12 protein-coding genes and 3 tRNA genes are annotated in these 15,550 nt (G+C 42.2%); 3 read left to right on the top strand and 12 right to left on the bottom strand.

The genetic code is table 11. The annotated features are described in order from the left end of the window. Positions 1 to 60 precede the first annotated feature (60 nt). Together ABFV83_RS18260 and ABFV83_RS18255 are read right to left on the bottom strand one after the other, a co-directional pair. Complete coding sequence (locus ABFV83_RS18260; RefSeq protein WP_349945865.1) at positions 61 to 1,245, bottom strand: hypothetical protein; 1,185 nt, start codon at positions 1,243 to 1,245, stop codon at positions 61 to 63. Further along, on the bottom strand, positions 1,202 to 3,397 hold the full coding sequence (locus ABFV83_RS18255; protein WP_349945863.1) for a YhgE/Pip domain-containing protein: 2,196 nt from the start codon (positions 3,395 to 3,397) through the stop codon (positions 1,202 to 1,204). Before ABFV83_RS18255 ends, ABFV83_RS18260 begins: the two co-directional genes overlap by 44 nt. 250 nt (positions 3,398 to 3,647) lie before the next feature. Here ABFV83_RS18255 and ABFV83_RS18250 point away from each other — a divergent pair, with 250 nt between their 5' ends. After that, entirely contained in the window at positions 3,648 to 4,304 is a 657-nt protein-coding gene (locus ABFV83_RS18250) for an HAD family phosphatase (RefSeq protein ID WP_349945861.1), read from the top strand. A gap of 70 nt (positions 4,305 to 4,374) precedes the next feature. On the opposite strand, the gene ABFV83_RS18245 is transcribed toward ABFV83_RS18250, so the two are convergent. Both ABFV83_RS18245 and ABFV83_RS18240 read right to left on the bottom strand, forming a co-directional pair. Next, positions 4,375 to 6,129 (bottom strand): ABC transporter ATP-binding protein, encoded by a 1,755-nt coding sequence (locus ABFV83_RS18245; protein WP_349945859.1) that lies wholly within the window; start codon positions 6,127 to 6,129, stop codon positions 4,375 to 4,377. Beyond that, positions 6,126 to 7,853: an ABC transporter ATP-binding protein gene (locus ABFV83_RS18240; RefSeq protein WP_349945858.1), complete on the bottom strand. Its 1,728-nt coding sequence runs from the start codon at positions 7,851 to 7,853 to the stop codon at positions 6,126 to 6,128. The genes ABFV83_RS18245 and ABFV83_RS18240 overlap by 4 nt, the downstream gene beginning before the upstream one ends. Before the next feature lie 282 nt (positions 7,854 to 8,135). On the opposite strand from ABFV83_RS18240, the gene ABFV83_RS18235 reads away from it, so the two are divergent. Beyond that, a complete protein-coding gene (locus tag ABFV83_RS18235; RefSeq protein ID WP_349945856.1) occupies positions 8,136 to 8,975 on the top strand; it encodes a MerR family transcriptional regulator in 840 nt (279 codons plus the stop codon). A gap of 292 nt (positions 8,976 to 9,267) precedes the next feature. On the opposite strand, the gene ABFV83_RS18230 is transcribed toward ABFV83_RS18235, so the two are convergent. The 7 genes from ABFV83_RS18230 to ABFV83_RS18200 form a co-directional block, all read right to left on the bottom strand. Beyond that, positions 9,268 to 9,340, bottom strand: a tRNA-Gly gene (locus ABFV83_RS18230). Between the two features lie 338 nt (positions 9,341 to 9,678). Further along, positions 9,679 to 9,903 (bottom strand): hypothetical protein, encoded by a 225-nt coding sequence (locus tag ABFV83_RS18225; RefSeq protein ID WP_349945854.1) that lies wholly within the window; start codon positions 9,901 to 9,903, stop codon positions 9,679 to 9,681. 101 nt (positions 9,904 to 10,004) lie between these two features. Beyond that, complete coding sequence (locus tag ABFV83_RS18220; protein ID WP_349945853.1) at positions 10,005 to 10,325, bottom strand: rhodanese-like domain-containing protein; 321 nt, start codon at positions 10,323 to 10,325, stop codon at positions 10,005 to 10,007. Between the two features lie 467 nt (positions 10,326 to 10,792). Further along, positions 10,793 to 10,863 (bottom strand) — tRNA-Gly (locus ABFV83_RS18215). A gap of 44 nt (positions 10,864 to 10,907) precedes the next feature. Beyond that, a tRNA-Phe gene (locus ABFV83_RS18210) sits at positions 10,908 to 10,980 on the bottom strand. Between the two features lie 203 nt (positions 10,981 to 11,183). After that, positions 11,184 to 12,077: an MBL fold metallo-hydrolase gene (locus ABFV83_RS18205; protein WP_349945852.1), complete on the bottom strand. Its 894-nt coding sequence runs from the start codon at positions 12,075 to 12,077 to the stop codon at positions 11,184 to 11,186. A gap of 122 nt (positions 12,078 to 12,199) precedes the next feature. Continuing rightward, positions 12,200 to 13,135, bottom strand: coding sequence for a DUF1848 domain-containing protein (locus ABFV83_RS18200; RefSeq protein WP_349945850.1), 936 nt, complete (start codon positions 13,133 to 13,135; stop codon positions 12,200 to 12,202). Positions 13,136 to 13,376: 241 nt separating this feature from the next. Between ABFV83_RS18200 and ABFV83_RS18195 the strand changes: the two genes are divergently transcribed. After that, positions 13,377 to 13,769 carry a desulfoferrodoxin family protein gene (locus ABFV83_RS18195; RefSeq protein ID WP_349945848.1) on the top strand — a complete coding sequence of 131 codons (393 nt, stop codon included), beginning with the start codon at positions 13,377 to 13,379 and terminating at the stop codon, positions 13,767 to 13,769. A 33-nt stretch (positions 13,770 to 13,802) separates the two neighbouring features. Here ABFV83_RS18195 and ABFV83_RS18190 read toward each other — a convergent pair whose 3' ends face one another. Beyond that, positions 13,803 to 15,509: a methyl-accepting chemotaxis protein gene (locus ABFV83_RS18190; RefSeq protein ID WP_349945846.1), complete on the bottom strand. Its 1,707-nt coding sequence runs from the start codon at positions 15,507 to 15,509 to the stop codon at positions 13,803 to 13,805. Positions 15,510 to 15,550 lie beyond the last annotated feature (41 nt).

Genomic DNA, 15,550 nt, shown 5'->3' with positions numbered 1-15,550 from the left:
TTCAGTATCTTTACTGTTATTATAAAAGTTACAGTTGTATTTGTCAATAGATTTTTTTATTTACTTATATAAGTCAAGACCTAATTCTCCGGCTCTTTTAAGGAACTCATCCTTGACCTTCTGTAAACCGTCCCCGGAGGATTCTGCCTCTGTTTCAGACAGCTTTCCATATTCCAGGGCTTCAGAGGAAATCTTACCGCCTTCATAGCCTCCGCTCAGTTTCAGTCCAAGCCGGAACCCCTCATTTTGATATGTAATATTTAATTCGGGGATCTGAAATGCCCTCTTGCCTTCCTGCCCATTGCCGAAATAGACCTTTGCACTCATATGAAGTTCCCGCTCTTTAAGCATGACACTTCCTGCCAGCTGGATCCCGCCATTGGATTCCATTAAAAGGCTCATATCAGACAGCCCCTCTGCTTTAATCTCCGTTATATGCAGTCCTTTGTCAATGGTAAATAGAATTTCCTGGGTCTCTCCCTGGGTTTTCCGTTCTTCTAACATCTGTCCCCATTGTTTCATATCCTTTCCAGGGCCTTCTTTAAGCAGCGCTCCTATCTTGCTCACATAAGAGTCAAAGATGCCGGAAGGGACCAATGCCTTAATTGTTACGCCATTCTCATCCCTTCCAACAAATTCCACATGGCTCTGGTTCACCATACTGATGGTATCCTTTTTTAAGGTTTCAAGCTGATCTCTTAAGTGGTTTCGCTCATCCGGGACAATGGAGAATCCCAGAACCTTTTTTAATGTATCCTGGCTGGTTTTTATGGTCGTTCCGTTAATCCCTGGCACGGAAATCAAAGCATTTTCCTTATCCGCCAGGTAATGGACTCCGTCTCTTACAGCACCCAGAAAATACACGTCAAGGCTTCCCTGGGCAAAGGTATTTCCCTCATCCCTTTGTTCCTTCCAGTTGATCCCAAACCCTCCCGGAAGGATCAGCACCGAATGACCATTCCATTCCACTTCATCTGCTATCAGCTTTAAGGAATCCTCCTTAGCTCCTTCCTGGTCCCTGCCCCACAGATCCATTAGCCTCCCTCTAGTCTGGAGCGCCGAGCGGGTCAGGTAAAACTTTGCATAATGCACAGGAAGATCGTGCCACATCCAAACACCAAGAATCCCTAAAAGCAGTACCACCCCGCCGGCCCAGGCCAGCCGCCGCCGGATTCCAGACGGCCTCTTTCCTTTTCCCGGCTTACATGATTCCTGTTTGGCTGAGTTTTTCTTCAAAAAATTCATTCAGTTTTAACACCTTCTTCCGTAATACGATTCCAACCAACAGTGATATGGGAATATAGACCAGTACATTTCGTATGTCTTTCCAGTAATCATTTCCATAAATACCTCCCACACACTCCCTCATGGCATTGATGAGGTGGGTAAAGGGAAGCAGAGGGTTTACAACCTGGAAAAACCGGGGAGTTACCTGTATAGGGAACGTGCCGCCGGAGCCTGCCACCTGAATGACCATAAAGACTACCACAATTGCCTTGCCCACGTCTCCAAAGGAAACCGTCATGGAATAAATAATATTGGTGAATATGATACTGGCTACCACGGCTGCCAGCACAAATTTCCCTGGATAAAGGCACTGGATCTTTAGCATATACAGATCTCCCAGAGACACCACCAGCGCCTGGGCGATTCCAAACGTCATAAAGGTAAGATACCGTCCAAAATAGGTCTCATACAGCTTAAGACCTTCCGACCTGTTCTCTTCCACCTTACACTTTACCAGTGCCACCAAAATGAGTCCTCCCACCCAGATGGCCAGAATGGTATAGAACGGAGCCATGGCAGAACCGTAGGTTTCTACAGGATAAATCTTGTTGGTAACCATATCCGCAGGCATCTTCATAAAATCACTGAACTGATCCGGATCATTCTTCATAATATCCATGATCTTATTCAGCTTCTCATTATCCGCCAGCTTATTCACACTGTCGATCATATCATCCACCCGTTCCTGGCTCCTGTTCATCAGGCTGACGGCGCTGTCCAAAGCTTCGATCAGACTCTGGGATGAGGCAGTTACGCTGTCAAGGGTAGTATCGATCTGCCCCACCATGCTCCCAATGCTGTCTAAAGCCCCTGCAGTGGTGCCCAGGGCATCATAGGTCTTATCAAGGCTGTCTTTTAAGGGGATTTCCACCTTACCGGTATAAAAGTTAAGAACGTCTAATATGGAATTAGAAACCCCATCAAGAGAATCTCCAATATCCTTTTCCATATTATCCGGCAGCCTTTTTGTCTGCTTTATCGTCTGCTGTGCAGCCTGCAGCTTCCTGGCCAGATCCTGCTGCTGCTTAACGGTATCCGTAAGCTTCTGCTGAAGAGTTGTTATTTCTTTCAGAGGAATGGGAAGCTTCTGGTTAATTTCCCCTAATACCTTATTTACGCTGTTGCACTGGCTGATGCTTCCTTCAACCAGATTTTCCGTGGCTTTTAATGCATCCAAAGCCCCATCAGCGGAGGTATCCGACAGCTTGCCGATCACCTGAAAGGATTCATACACGGATTCCTCTACCTTGCTGATATGATCCAGGGTATCTTTAATTCCTCCTGTCATTGTATCAGAGAACCCTCTGGACGAATCGATGAGAGTTCTTGCACTTTCAGCCGTTTGTCCGCCTGAATCAATCATTTTGCTCACATCAGGGAGCGTTCCCTTCATGCCGCCATTTAAACTGTTGACGGTGTGGAGGGTGGACTGAAGCATGGTGATGGTGTCCACCAGCTGATCCAAGTCTGTTTTTACATCAGTAAGAGTGGTGATGGCATCGTTCCTGTCTGTTTCCTTGTCAACACTCCAGTTATCTGAATATTTATTTAAGGCCTTCCCAGCTACCTTTGAGGTGGAATTAATAAAGGTTTCATTGATTTGCTGCTGTACGCTCTCCACCCCTTTGCCCGTGATCTTTGTGGCAATGGCATTTTTCTTCTCATTTACATAGTACTCAAGCACCGGCCGTTCAATGTGAGAGGTGAGAACGCTTGATATTTTCTGGCTGAAATCCTCGGGAACGATGACAGCCGCATAATATTTCCCGGATTCCACTCCATCGATTGCCACCTCCTTGTTGACGAACTGCCAGCCTATCTGCTCATTCTTTCTGAGTTCATCCAGGATCATTTCACCAATATTAATGGAAGAATCATCGATATCCGAGTCAAATATATCGTCAATGGAAGCCCCCTTGTCAAGGTTGACAACAGCAACCTTAAGTCCCTTTGTATTGGCATAGGGATCCCAGCTGGCAGCAATATTGAACCATGCGTATAAAGCCGGTATCAACGTAAGCCCCAGCGCAATAATAACGGCTACCGGGTTAAGCGCAATGCGTTTTATATCACCGGTAAAAATTTTAAGTATGTTTTTAACATGTACCATGTGTGCCTCCTTGGTATTTCAACTATGAAATTGCATTTCCGTATTATAATATTTTCCTGCCCTAATTGCAATGCCTGATTCCCATTATCTTATTAAAAGGATTAAAAAAAGGTTACTATATTAAGTGGGCTGCCAGTTGGCATTGTGATATAATTCCTTTGATAGTATAATTATTGTTAAGCGCGGACTTAATGGTGTAAGCTGACCAAAGGCCGGGTTTAGCCCTGTATGGCAGAAAGGAATTGAATCAATGATAAAAGCAGTTATATTTGATATGGATGGAGTCCTGATTGACAGCGAAATCATATATTTAGACCATATATATGAAAAGCTGAGGCTTCTTTACCCTAATATCAGCAGAGAGGCGCTGTTTGCCGTGGTGGGGTCCACCACCAAAAGGACTATGGAAATAATAAGCGGTGTGATCGGAGAGGATGTGGATTCCCCTGCTTTCCAGGAATTGTATGCAGGACTTTGGGCCGATTGCCGCCCGGACTACCCCTCCATCTTAAGAAAGGAAGTCCCGGAGCTTTTAAGGGAGCTTCACCGAAAAGGCTATCTGGTGGCCCTTGCATCTTCTACCAGCAGGGCAGGAATTGAAGATGTGCTTACGAGCTGCGGGCTGAAAGGTGACTTTGACTACGTTGTAAGCGGCGAGGAATTTAAGGAAAGTAAGCCTAATCCGGAAATATATCTCCATACGGCGAACACCCTTAAATGTGAGCCAAAGGAATGCCTGGTAGTGGAGGATTCCACCTACGGGATCATGGCAGGACACGGGGCAGGAATGACCGTTACCTCCGTCATTGATGACAGGTTTAGTTTTGACCGCAGCCTGGCGGCTTACTCCATAAACGGGCTTTGGGAAGTGTTGGACGTTCTGGAAAAGTTGAAAGAAATAGAATAATGGGATTGATTCCTTAACCAAAAGCAGGCTCTCGAAAACGAAAGCCTGCTTAAATTAATTAGAACTATATTTAAGCCTGATTTTGGAACTGGCTCATATACAGTTTTTCATAAAATCCCTTCTTTGCTATTAATTCATCATGGTTTCCCTGTTCAATAATCGTTCCGTTATTCATAACAAGGATTAAATCCGCATTTCGAATGGTTGAAAGGCGGTGCGCAATAACAAAGCTTGTTCTGCCCTTCATGATATTTTTCATAGCTGTCTGAAGCATTAACTCAAGTCTGGTATCAACCGAACTTGTCGCCTCATCAAGGATTAAAATGGCCGGGTCTGCTAAAAACGCCCGCGCGATTGTTAAAAGCTGTTTTTCACCCACTGATACGTTTGAGGATTCTTCATTTAATATCATATTGTAGCCATCTGGCTGTGTTTTGATAAAATGATTTACATTAGCTGTTTTTGCAGCATTTTCAATCTCCTGCCGCGTTGCATCCTCTTTCCCGTATTTGATATTATCAGCAATCGTTCCGTTAAATAGCCAGGTATCCTGCAGCACCATACCAAAGATCGAACGAAGATCATCCCGTTTCATATCCTTAATCTTTACACCGTCAACCTTGATTGCCCCTTCATTTACGTCATAAAAACGCATTAAGAGGTTGATAAGCGTGGTTTTTCCGGCACCGGTGGGACCGACAATTGCTACCATTTGACCGCTTTTCACGTTAATATTTAAATGCTCAATGAGCATTTTATCTTTGCTGTAACCAAAAGATACATCTTCAAAGGTAACATTTCCCTGCAGGTTATCTATTTTTACCGGGTTGGAGGCTTCCGGTACTTCTTCTGTTTCAGAGAGAAATTCAAACACTCTTCCCCCTGCTGCCATGGCAGACTGAATGGAGGCAGATAATTGTGCCACCTGCTCAAGCGGCTCATTTAACTGCCAGATATACCGGATAAATGCCTGAAGCTGTCCAACCGTTATGACTCCTGTAATTGCAAATATTGCACCTAATATGCTAACAGCTACAATCCCTATATAAGTGATGAACGAAATCAACGGCGACATCAGCCCGGATATAAACTGTGCCTTAAATCCGTTTTCACAAAGATTATCATTAATCTCCTTAAACTGTTCTATGGAATCTTCCTGTTTTCCATATAGTTTAATTTCGGTCAGCCCAGTGTACCGTTCCTGAATGTAACCATTTAAGTCTCCAAGTGCAACCTGCTGTTTTTCAAACATGGCGGAAGAACGGTTCATAATAAACTTCATAATAAAAGCACTTCCCGGTATCAGTAATACTGCAACAGCACCCATAACCGGATTAATATAAAACATTAGTACTGTTGCCAAAATAATGGATAAGAAAGCACTCAATATCCTTGACAGACTCTGCTGCAGCGCATTTGACATGGTATCGATATCATTGGAGATGATACTGAGAATATCTCCCACGGTACGTTTATCAAAATAGCTGACCGGCAGCTTTGAAATCTTTTTTTGCACATCATTTCTTAAATCACGCATTGTATTTTGTATGCCATTTGTGAGAAAATATTGGGAACCAAAGTTGCTGAGCACATTACCAATATAAATAGCAAGGAGAATCTTTAAGATTTTAATAATATAGGAAAAGCTGATGGATGCCCCGGGAACTTTATTCGCGATATCTATAATATCATCTTTCAGCCTTGTTGTGATTAGACCTTCCACCATTGGTGCCGCTGACAAGAAGCCTGAGTATCCTATGGTAAGGAGAATCGCCACAACAAAAAATTTTAAGTATGGTTTAATATACGGATATAATTTTCTCATCGTTCCAGCTCCTCCTTTGTTAATTGTGAATCTGCAATTTCATAATACACATTGCATGACTTTAATAATTCTTTATGGGTTCCCATGCCAACCACTTCGCCCTCATTTAGTACGATTATTTTGTCCGAATTCATGATTGTACTAATTCTTTGTGCAACAATGAATACAACGGATTCTTTTGTTTCTTCCTTAAGTGCGGCACGTAAAGTTGCATCTGTCTTATAGTCAAGAGCAGAAAAACTGTCATCAAAAATGTAGATTTCAGGTTTTCTGACCAATGCTCTTGCAATGGAAATTCGCTGTTTTTGACCGCCTGATATATTTTTTGCACCTTCACTTATATATTCCTGCAATTTATCCGGCTTATTCTCAATAAATTCCTTTGCCTGTGCCACTTCAATTGCATGATCTATTTCTTCCGGAGTTGCATTGGGATTGCCGAATTTAAGGTTCTCTTCTATGGTTCCTTTAAATAGAAATGCTTTTTGAGGGATAAAGCCAATTTTTTGACGGAGTGCCTTTAAGTCATAGTTACGTATATCCACACCATCAATTTTAATAGAACCGTCTGTTACATCATAAAATCTTGGAATTAAATTAATTAATGTACTCTTTCCGCTGCCTGTACTTCCAATAAACGCAACGGTTTCTCCTTTGCCCGCAGTAAAGGAAACCTCCTTTATAACGGGAAGCTCCCCATCCGGATACTGAAACGTAACATGATCAAATTCCACGATACCTTTATTTTCAGCCGTGATCCCCTCTAAAGGACTTTCCACCAACGGTTTCTCATCTAATAATTCCTGAATACGGTTTGCAGATACCTGCGCTCTCGGATACATTACAAATACCATGGAAAATAGCATAATAGAGAACATTGCATGGAACTGATACTCTAAGAAAGCAACTAACTGCCCAACCTGTAAGGTACCTTTATCAATCATTACACTTGATATCCAAAACACTGCCATCATTGCAATATGCAATAAGAAGAAAAAGGCCGGCTGTGTAAATGACATGATTTTAAATAACTTCTTGGAATTAGAAGCATAGTATTCATTGGTCTCTGCAAAGCGTTCTGCTTCATATTCACTTTTTCGAAAGGCTCTGATCACACGAACCCCTGTTAAACTTTCTCTTGAAATCCGGTTCAGCCGGTCCATACCCTTTTGCTGCTTCTCGGAAAGCGGATTGGTCACTTTGGCAATGATAATAACACCCGCTACGATAAATGGAAGGCTTCCTCCGATAACCATAGAAAGATTCACACTGGTTTTGATCGTCATAAAAACACTGATAAAAATCATCACAGGCGCCAAAAGTGCCGTTCGAAACAACAAATTGGAGAACAACATTAACTGAAATGCATCATTTGTTGTTCGCGTAATCATTGAAGATACACCAAATTTATTATATTCTGTGTGAGAGAATTTTTGTGACTGAGCAAAAACATCATTTCTGATGTCACGAATCATATAGGTTGAAATTCTTGAAGAAGCGAAAGTTAATAAAATGGTTCCTGCACCTCCAAGGATACAGACAATCAGCATGATTCCTCCCATCTTTTTAATATAATCTATATCGCCTTTGCCTATTCCGTTATCAATCATCCATGCCATAACTGTAGGGATTCCAAGCTGTACTGCTACGAAACTAAAGATTCCTATAGTGTTTAACAGAATTAGTCTGGGATATCTTTTCAGATATCTTAACATTAACTTCATAACTTAACTCCTTTCTCTTTATTAAATAAATGTATAAATAATTTCAGCCCCATTCCTTGACAGGAAAAGGCTGCCCGACTATTATAAACTATAAGGTTATCTTATAGTCAAGAAGAAAAAATCCGATAAAGTACATTATCTTTATTGTTTGATATTTCCTGTTTTTTTAATACTGGCTTAGTTAGGTAACACATAAGTGGGAATGAAATAATCAGGTTTGGGTCTATGCTGCGGCCGCAAACATAAAATTCTTAAGGTGCAGCATAGAACAGAGGTAATTTTATGTCTAAAGATAAAAGTGAATACTTAACAACAGGAGAATTTGCAAAACTCTGTGGAATTCCAAAGCATATTTTATTTCATTACGATCAAATAAAGCTTTTTCAGCCTGAGATCATAAAAGAAAATGGTTACCGCTATTACTCCTTCCGCCAATTCGATACTTTTTCAATTATTTCTGCGTTAAAAAGGCTGGGAATGCCATTAAAAGAAATTAAAAAGTACATGGATGAAAGAAACCCTGAAAAATTAGTTGATTTACTGGAACAAAAATCAAATGAAGTGTCTGAGGAAATTAAAAAGTTAAAGAACACGAAACGGGAGATAGAGTCTCTTAAGGAATTAACAGTAAATGCCTTATCCGTAGAATACAATATCATAGAACCGGCTTATCATAAAAGTATGAAAGCCCTTTGCAGTACCTTAATGGATAATGACAAGGATAATTCTTACTCAAGTTTTCTAACAGAGCTGATCGCATTCCGAAACAATGGTAATGCAAGCATGATCGACTTTCTTGGAGCATCACTTACCATTGATAGTATCCGTGATAAAAGATTCGACAGCTTTTCCTATCTGTATACTAAAACCAATAATTCTGATAAAAAAAATAACACTCTGGTGCGAAAAGAAGGCTGGTATCTCCAGGTCTATTATAAAGGAAGTTATCGTAATATCAGTGAAATGTATACAAAGATTATGCAGTACGCAAAGGACCATCAGATAAAACTTGGGAAAAATGCTTATGAGGAATACCTTATATTTGAGATAGGTACAAAAGACAGAGACGATTATGTTACGTTAATATTGGTTGAAATTGAGGGTAAACCACAATCCTTCTGATGTTTACATGATAGACACGTGCAATCTGCATGACAGCCATTGTCACAACAACGCCAGCAGACGGCCAGAGGTTCTTTATTGATATTCCTGTCCACGCAGGAAACACGCACCTCGTCTGCCTCAGGTAGAATAGCCTTTGGCTGGTGGGAAGGAAACGGAAGCATTGCCTTTCGCTTCCTTTTAGTGTTGAGAGTGGCTTTTTGCAGATATTGTATACAGCTGTCTAAATCTGAGATAGGCAAAAAAATAGCGGAAATCCTTTAAAATTAAGGCTTCCGCTACAAATAAAAAGAGCGCGAGACGGGACTCGAACCCGCGACCCCGACCTTGGCAAGGTCGTACTCCACCAACTGAGCCACTCGCGCATAAAAAAATCAACTTTTATTCATCTGTTGTAACACTGGAATTATATCATAGGTTTTTAAAATATGCAAGAGGTTAATATCACTTTTTTTGTTATTTTGTGCTATATATTTTCATTAATTCCTTTTAATTTCACCTCTTTTGGACAACTGCGCCAGCCCGCTGCCGGCATTGACAGCTTTAAATTCAGCAGCTTTTTTCAGCAAAGAATAATAAAACAGGGCAGATATTGCCTAGAAGTTTATACTCCTTATTGATTACGATTGATGCGTTCCAGCTCATTCTGAATATTTTTGCATATCAGTGATTGCATACTGCTTTTATATCTTAACGGATTGGCTTATAAAAGCCCATGGGTTATGCACTCAGCCAAACAGGACTTACTTGCAGCAATCTGAGGAAGAACTTTAATACACTGCCTTACCGTAACAGGCTTTTCAACTATCACATGCTTTAAAAGCTCATCAATTATTTCGTCAATCCGGTTATCCCTGTCCCATTTGGTATTGGCAGCAATCAGGATGATCCCTCTGGTTCTGACATCTGAGTTCGAGTCTTGAAGCATTTGTGCGAAAGTGTCAAAATACGGGTAAACAGCATCGGAACGGTCACATTCCTCCTCAAGCTGCTTTAAGCATTGATAAGCATACGTATGATCTTGATTCCTTATTTTATTCCCTTTGCCAGTTTGCCGCGATAATCCGCGATCCCGCCTATATCTGTAACGGAATAACCATTGGTCCGAAGATAAATGCAGGCCTGTCTGCTGCGTGCTCCGCTGCGGCAATAAACAAAAACTGGATTGTTTTTGTTAAGCTGAATGGATTCCAACTGCTCCAGAGGTAAATTAACGCTGCCGGGAACATGGCCATCGGCGTATTCCTGTACCGTACGCACATCCAGCAATACGGCACCAGGCGTGTGGTTTGCCTGCTCAACTGCTGAGGCAAAATCCGATCGGTTAGAAAAAAAGTTAAATATACTCATTTAAACATCTCCTTCTTATTTTAAATAATTCTTTTTACGATGCCTTTATTATATCGGTTTTATGGCAATGTCTCAGTGACATTGTTACACAAATAAGAATTATTCCTGATTTAAAAAAAGAAACAAAAGAGCAAGATTTCATCTCCCCAACGCGTCCCGCCTGATTATACTTGAAAATCCTCCGGTCATTCGTGCAAAATTTTAGCGAAGCTAAATTTGTTCCAGTATTATTATGACAGATAAGCATAAATATTTACCACATCATAATTATATTTTTATCATTAATTTTCTGCATAAGCCTTCGCCGCTTCTGTTGCATATCCTTTTCTTCGATAGGTGCTTCCAATAAAATAAGTAATCCCTATTTCATTCAAATCTATCTTTCGTTCTGGGCTATCTAAATATAACATAAAAAATCAGGCTAAAACAGATACAACCTTGCATCTATTTTAGCCTGATAACCTTAAAGCGGGTGATGGGAATCGAACCCACGTATCTAGCTTGGAAGGCTAGTGTTCTACCATTGAACTACACCCGCAGGGAATTTCCGAAGATATTTCAAAGGTGCTTCGAAAAGCACAATGCCCAAAGCCGGAATCGAACCAGCGACACGAGGATTTTCAGTCCTCTGCTCTACCAACTGAGCTATCTGGGCATAATCACCTGCAACATGAACAATTTTACAAGATTTCTCTTCTCTTGTCAAGCTAAGTTTTCTAATTTATGTCAAAAAAACATAATTCTAAGTAAAATTTTCCTCTTTCATCTGCTGCGCCAGATACTCATCTGACGCAGTTTCCAAATCAAAACATACCACATGCCTGCTCAAAACTTATACACCTTGAATATCTCCTGATTTTACACATTGAACCCAATATTTGTTTTCCAAAGCAGTTGTCCATTTTCGAAAATCACTGCAATCCGCCCCGTATCCTTTAACCAGGAAAGATAAGAGCGAACGGTACTGCCAACAAGCACATACTGCTCAAAATTCATCTCCAGACCATAATCATTAAAAAGCTGTTGTAAGACTTTCTCAAAGATAACCGGCTTCTTACAAATTTCAAGTATCCTGTCTGCTATTTCATGAACCTTGTCAATGTTAATCTGAGCCAGGGGGGCGATGTTGTCCGTCACTTCTGCGTGGGCAGGTACAAAAACCTTTGCTTTCAGGGTCTTCACCATTTCCAGGGTTTCAAGGTAAGCAGATACATCATAGAGAAACCCGATTTGATATTTATCCAGGGTCTCTTTGCTTGATAAACAATCTGCCAGATAAACAACATCATCCACATCTCTAAAACCCACCATATCAAAGAAATGGCCGGGAAGCCGAATGGCGCTCAGACCCTTTGGAAGAACATCATCAGTAAGATATTCCGCACTGCTTTCCTGCGCCATCAGAAATTTGTGCCGCAAGTCCTTTGGAGGGAACCCGCCATACAAAAAGGACGGTTCAAGAAGCGTATGATTTGTAAAGTCGCATTCAATACCTGGTGCATAAATTTTGCATCCGGTTTGATTCTGCAAATACTTATTGCCGCCGATATGATCGGCATTGGAATGAGTATTATATATTGCTGTCAGCCGCCAGCCATTGGCATCCAGTATCTGCCTGACTTTTCGCCCTGCATCCTTATCACTTCCACTGTCAATAAGGCATACATCCGTATCGTTAAGCTTAACAATCCCAATTTTTGCCGGACTTTGAACGTAATAACTATTTGTACTAACCTGATTTAACTCATACATTTGTAAAATCTCCTGTCATCAGAAATCCTTTTAATAACAAATTATACCAGACTTCACACCGCAATTTCCACACAATTTTATAAACTTTGTAATGGATCCGGTATTCTAAGAAATGATCTTGTTCATAAAAAAGGAAGAGTCGGTTCTTCCCGGGCAGACCTGCATTTCCGCTGCGTGATCTTATCCTCTTTTTCTACCCTTCCGCATAGCAGGGGGCTATGCACATCATATAAAGTCCTCTTCCTATTCACTGCTTCAACGCTGTCATTGGCATAGCAATACCTGCACCCGGCAAGGCAGGTGTCATAGGTTCCCACCTCAACACTTTCCAGGCATCCGCATTCCATTCTCTGGTTTTTATCCTTTCTCCGGCATACCGGACCGCCTGTTAAATGTTCCGCCATAACGGGATCAATGCAGCTTCCCCGGAAAATTCCAACAGAGCTTAAATCTGCTTTTTCCGCACACGCTTCAATTCTAAGCCCGTAACCTCCTGCAATCACGGCCAGCCTTCCACCAAGCTTCTTCATCCCCTCTTCGTCCAGTTCTTCTACCGGGATTCCCTTCATGTTACGCTCTGTTTTTCCATACTTGTCCAGAAAACTGATCACTACCTTTTCTGTTAAACCGCATAACCCCCTGGCGATTTCCTCAAAAGCCCGCAAATGGTATTCTTCCCTGTACCGGTCGTTAAGGAATATGGGATCATACCGCCAGACCATACGGTCCCTTCCCACCTGTTCTGCCGTATTCCGGAAAATTTCAATCAGACGTCTTTTATCCGGCAGGCCAGGTTCAATATCTTTCCCGTATCCAGTCAATGTGAATTGGATATAAAAAGGAATGCTCCCCAGCTCCCCTATCCGTCCCATCATTGGTTCCGGGTTTTTCGTCCAGAAAACCATAAGTTCCACCTGCTCCGGGGAAAGATCGATCCGGCTGATCTGGCGGCTGTTCATGGGATTCTTTACATATAGATACCCTTCTTTTAACCTGTCAAAAAACCAATCCGGATAAAACTGCGGAATATCAGTCCGCCTGCTGACACTGAGTATCATCTCATCTTACTCCTGTCTCTTCTTAATAAAACCATTATAAGCCACCAATGTGTCCGCTTCAACGGCTTTAAACCATGTTTTTTAAGATCATGGCATCCTTTGGATAAAGTTGGCATAATGGTTCGGCTCCTATCTGGGAATTCTGATAAATGAATTGAAGCATGTTACATCAATGCCTGCAATAATACCCATTTATATTGATATGAGATAAAAAAGAAGAATTTGTGATTGGAGGATCCCCATGAAAAACGAACCTGTATTTTTAACCGACAAAAACCATAACGTCATTCTGGAAGCCATTGCCGGAACTCCCAACGCTGCACTCCCGGACAGCTTGAAACCTTTTGAAATATTAGAGCCTAATACCTCGGATGGAGCCGCAGAAAAGCATGCCCCGGTCATTGAAACAGAAGGAAATCATGTGACCGTAAAGGTAGGCAGCGCGTTCCATCCCATGACTGAGGATCACAACATTGCCTGGGTCTGCCTGCAGACAACGGCAGGCAGCGTTATGAGGGTAAGCTTAAGTCCGGACTGTGAACCGGTGGCCCGCTTTACACTGGAAAACGGCGATTCTCCAAAGGCCGCTTTCGCCTACTGCAATCTTCATGGATTCTGGAAAACAGAGGCATAACAAAAAAAGCCTTCCCAACCGGGATTGGCTTTTTTAATTACTCTCAAACAAGTTGAACTTTGCAACCTCCTGCTTTAACGCCTGTGCCTGTGCCGCCAGTTCTTCACTGGAAGCCGAGCTTTCCTCCGCTGCTGCATTGGACTGGACAACGGCAGATACCTGGGACAGCCCTTTTAAGATCTGCTCCATAGCCTTGGCCTGTTCCAGAGTGGATGATTCAATTTCCTCCATGACCTGTTCCACAAGAATGGATTTATCTGCAATCTCCTTAAGGATTCCTGCGGTCTCATCCGTCTGTCTTTTTCCCTCTGATACCGCCTTTACCGTATTCTCAATCAGTTTGGCAGTCTGTTTTGCCGCATCAGCGGATTTGGCTGACAGGTTCCGCACCTCCCCTGCAACCACCGCAAACCCCTGGCCCCCACTTCCGGCCCGGGCTGCTTCAACGGCTGCGTTTAAAGCCAGTATGTTGGTCTGAAATGCAATGTCCTCAATCATTTTTGTGATGCCGGATATTTTCTCAGAAGACAGGCTTACCTCTTCCATAGCGGAATGAAGGCTCTGCATATGCCGGTTTCCTGCACTGACCCTTGATCCGGATTGCTTTACATAATCGGAAGCCTTCCGTACATGCTCTGAATTCTTTTCTGTCATTTCCGAAACATTAACAATGGAAGCATTTAATACTTCCACCGTTGCCGCCTGCATGGCTGCTCCGGAAGCAAGAGCCTGGGAGGCGCCGGAAACCTGTTCTGCTCCGGAATTGACCTCCTGGGCGGAGGAACGGATGTTTAATATGATATCATTTAAGCGGGAAGCGATCATTTCCATGGAACTTCGTATTCCGTTAAATTCACCTGGATATTCACAATTACTTTGAACCGTAAGGTTGCCACAGGAGACCTGCTGTAAAAATCCGGAAATATCATAGATGATATCCCGGTATTTCCCTGCCATTTCATTGACCTTTTCTCCGATTCCCCCTATTTCGTCGTGACGTTTCATATGCAGTTCAATGCTCAAATCTCCGGCAGATAACTGATCAATGGAATCAACCACCTGCCCGATGGGCTTTGTTATCCGGTCCGTGATCCGAAACATGACAAAAACCGCAAGTATCAGGGAAACAGCTCCCAAAATGACAGCATTTAACATGGAGGTTATAACACCGGACATAAATTCCGATTCCGAAGCGGTCACATTCACCGACCAGCCATTGGTGCCTTTCACAGGAGCATAGGAACCAAATCTGTTATCTCCGTTCCAGTGATAAAATCCAAAGCCGTTTTCCCCAGCCGCCATTGCGGTTTCCAGTTTTGCGATTTCTCCATAAGCGGCTTGATCTTTCTTTGCCGCCTCTGCATCATTTTGCCGGGATAATACCAGAGAAAAATCCTCGTGGGCCACTTTCGTACCTTCCTGATTTAAAATATAGGTACTTCCCGTATCTCCAAGCTTCGTATCCTGGATCATTTCCTGGAAAACAGAATAAGGAAATTCAATCATAATGACCAGATCATCATAAGGGTATGCATATTCAAAGAAAGCGGAATCCTTATGAATCATGGGGTCGGATAAAAAGGGAGTTCCGTTTTTGGCCTGGAGGTATGCATTGTCCTGTTCATAGGATTTTCCATTGACAACAGAGGTCCCGTCAGATGAAATAATATCGATGTTATTAAGTCCGTACTGGGAACATGATATCCGTAAGAATATATTGATGCTGCCCTCTTTTTGCACATTTCCCTTCATATAAAGGGCGATTGATTCGGATATGATGG

The sequence above is a fragment of the Lacrimispora sp. BS-2 genome, assembly GCF_040207125.1.
Classification (GTDB): domain Bacteria; phylum Bacillota; class Clostridia; order Lachnospirales; family Lachnospiraceae; genus Lacrimispora.
This window is presented reverse-complemented; position numbering and strand designations above follow the sequence as displayed.

What these genes read in the sequence shown, in the direction of transcription:
- ABFV83_RS18260 (WP_349945865.1), bottom strand. Translation starts at nt 1,245, where the DNA reads ATGAATTTTTTGAAGAAAAACTCAGCCAAACAGGAATCATGTAAGCCG.
- ABFV83_RS18225 (WP_349945854.1), bottom strand. Translation starts at nt 9,903, where the DNA reads ATGCTTCAAGACTCGAACTCAGATGTCAGAACCAGAGGGATCATCCTG.
- ABFV83_RS18200 (WP_349945850.1), bottom strand. Translation starts at nt 13,135, where the DNA reads ATGATACTCAGTGTCAGCAGGCGGACTGATATTCCGCAGTTTTATCCG.
- ABFV83_RS18255 (WP_349945863.1), bottom strand. Translation starts at nt 3,397, where the DNA reads ATGGTACATGTTAAAAACATACTTAAAATTTTTACCGGTGATATAAAA.
- ABFV83_RS18245 (WP_349945859.1), bottom strand. Translation starts at nt 6,129, where the DNA reads ATGAGAAAATTATATCCGTATATTAAACCATACTTAAAATTTTTTGTT.
- ABFV83_RS18195 (WP_349945848.1), top strand. Translation starts at nt 13,377, where the DNA reads ATGAAAAACGAACCTGTATTTTTAACCGACAAAAACCATAACGTCATT.
- ABFV83_RS18250 (WP_349945861.1), top strand. Translation starts at nt 3,648, where the DNA reads ATGATAAAAGCAGTTATATTTGATATGGATGGAGTCCTGATTGACAGC.
- ABFV83_RS18240 (WP_349945858.1), bottom strand. Translation starts at nt 7,853, where the DNA reads ATGAAGTTAATGTTAAGATATCTGAAAAGATATCCCAGACTAATTCTG.
- ABFV83_RS18220 (WP_349945853.1), bottom strand. Translation starts at nt 10,325, where the DNA reads ATGAGTATATTTAACTTTTTTTCTAACCGATCGGATTTTGCCTCAGCA.
- ABFV83_RS18235 (WP_349945856.1), top strand. Translation starts at nt 8,136, where the DNA reads ATGTCTAAAGATAAAAGTGAATACTTAACAACAGGAGAATTTGCAAAA.
- ABFV83_RS18205 (WP_349945852.1), bottom strand. Translation starts at nt 12,077, where the DNA reads ATGTATGAGTTAAATCAGGTTAGTACAAATAGTTATTACGTTCAAAGT.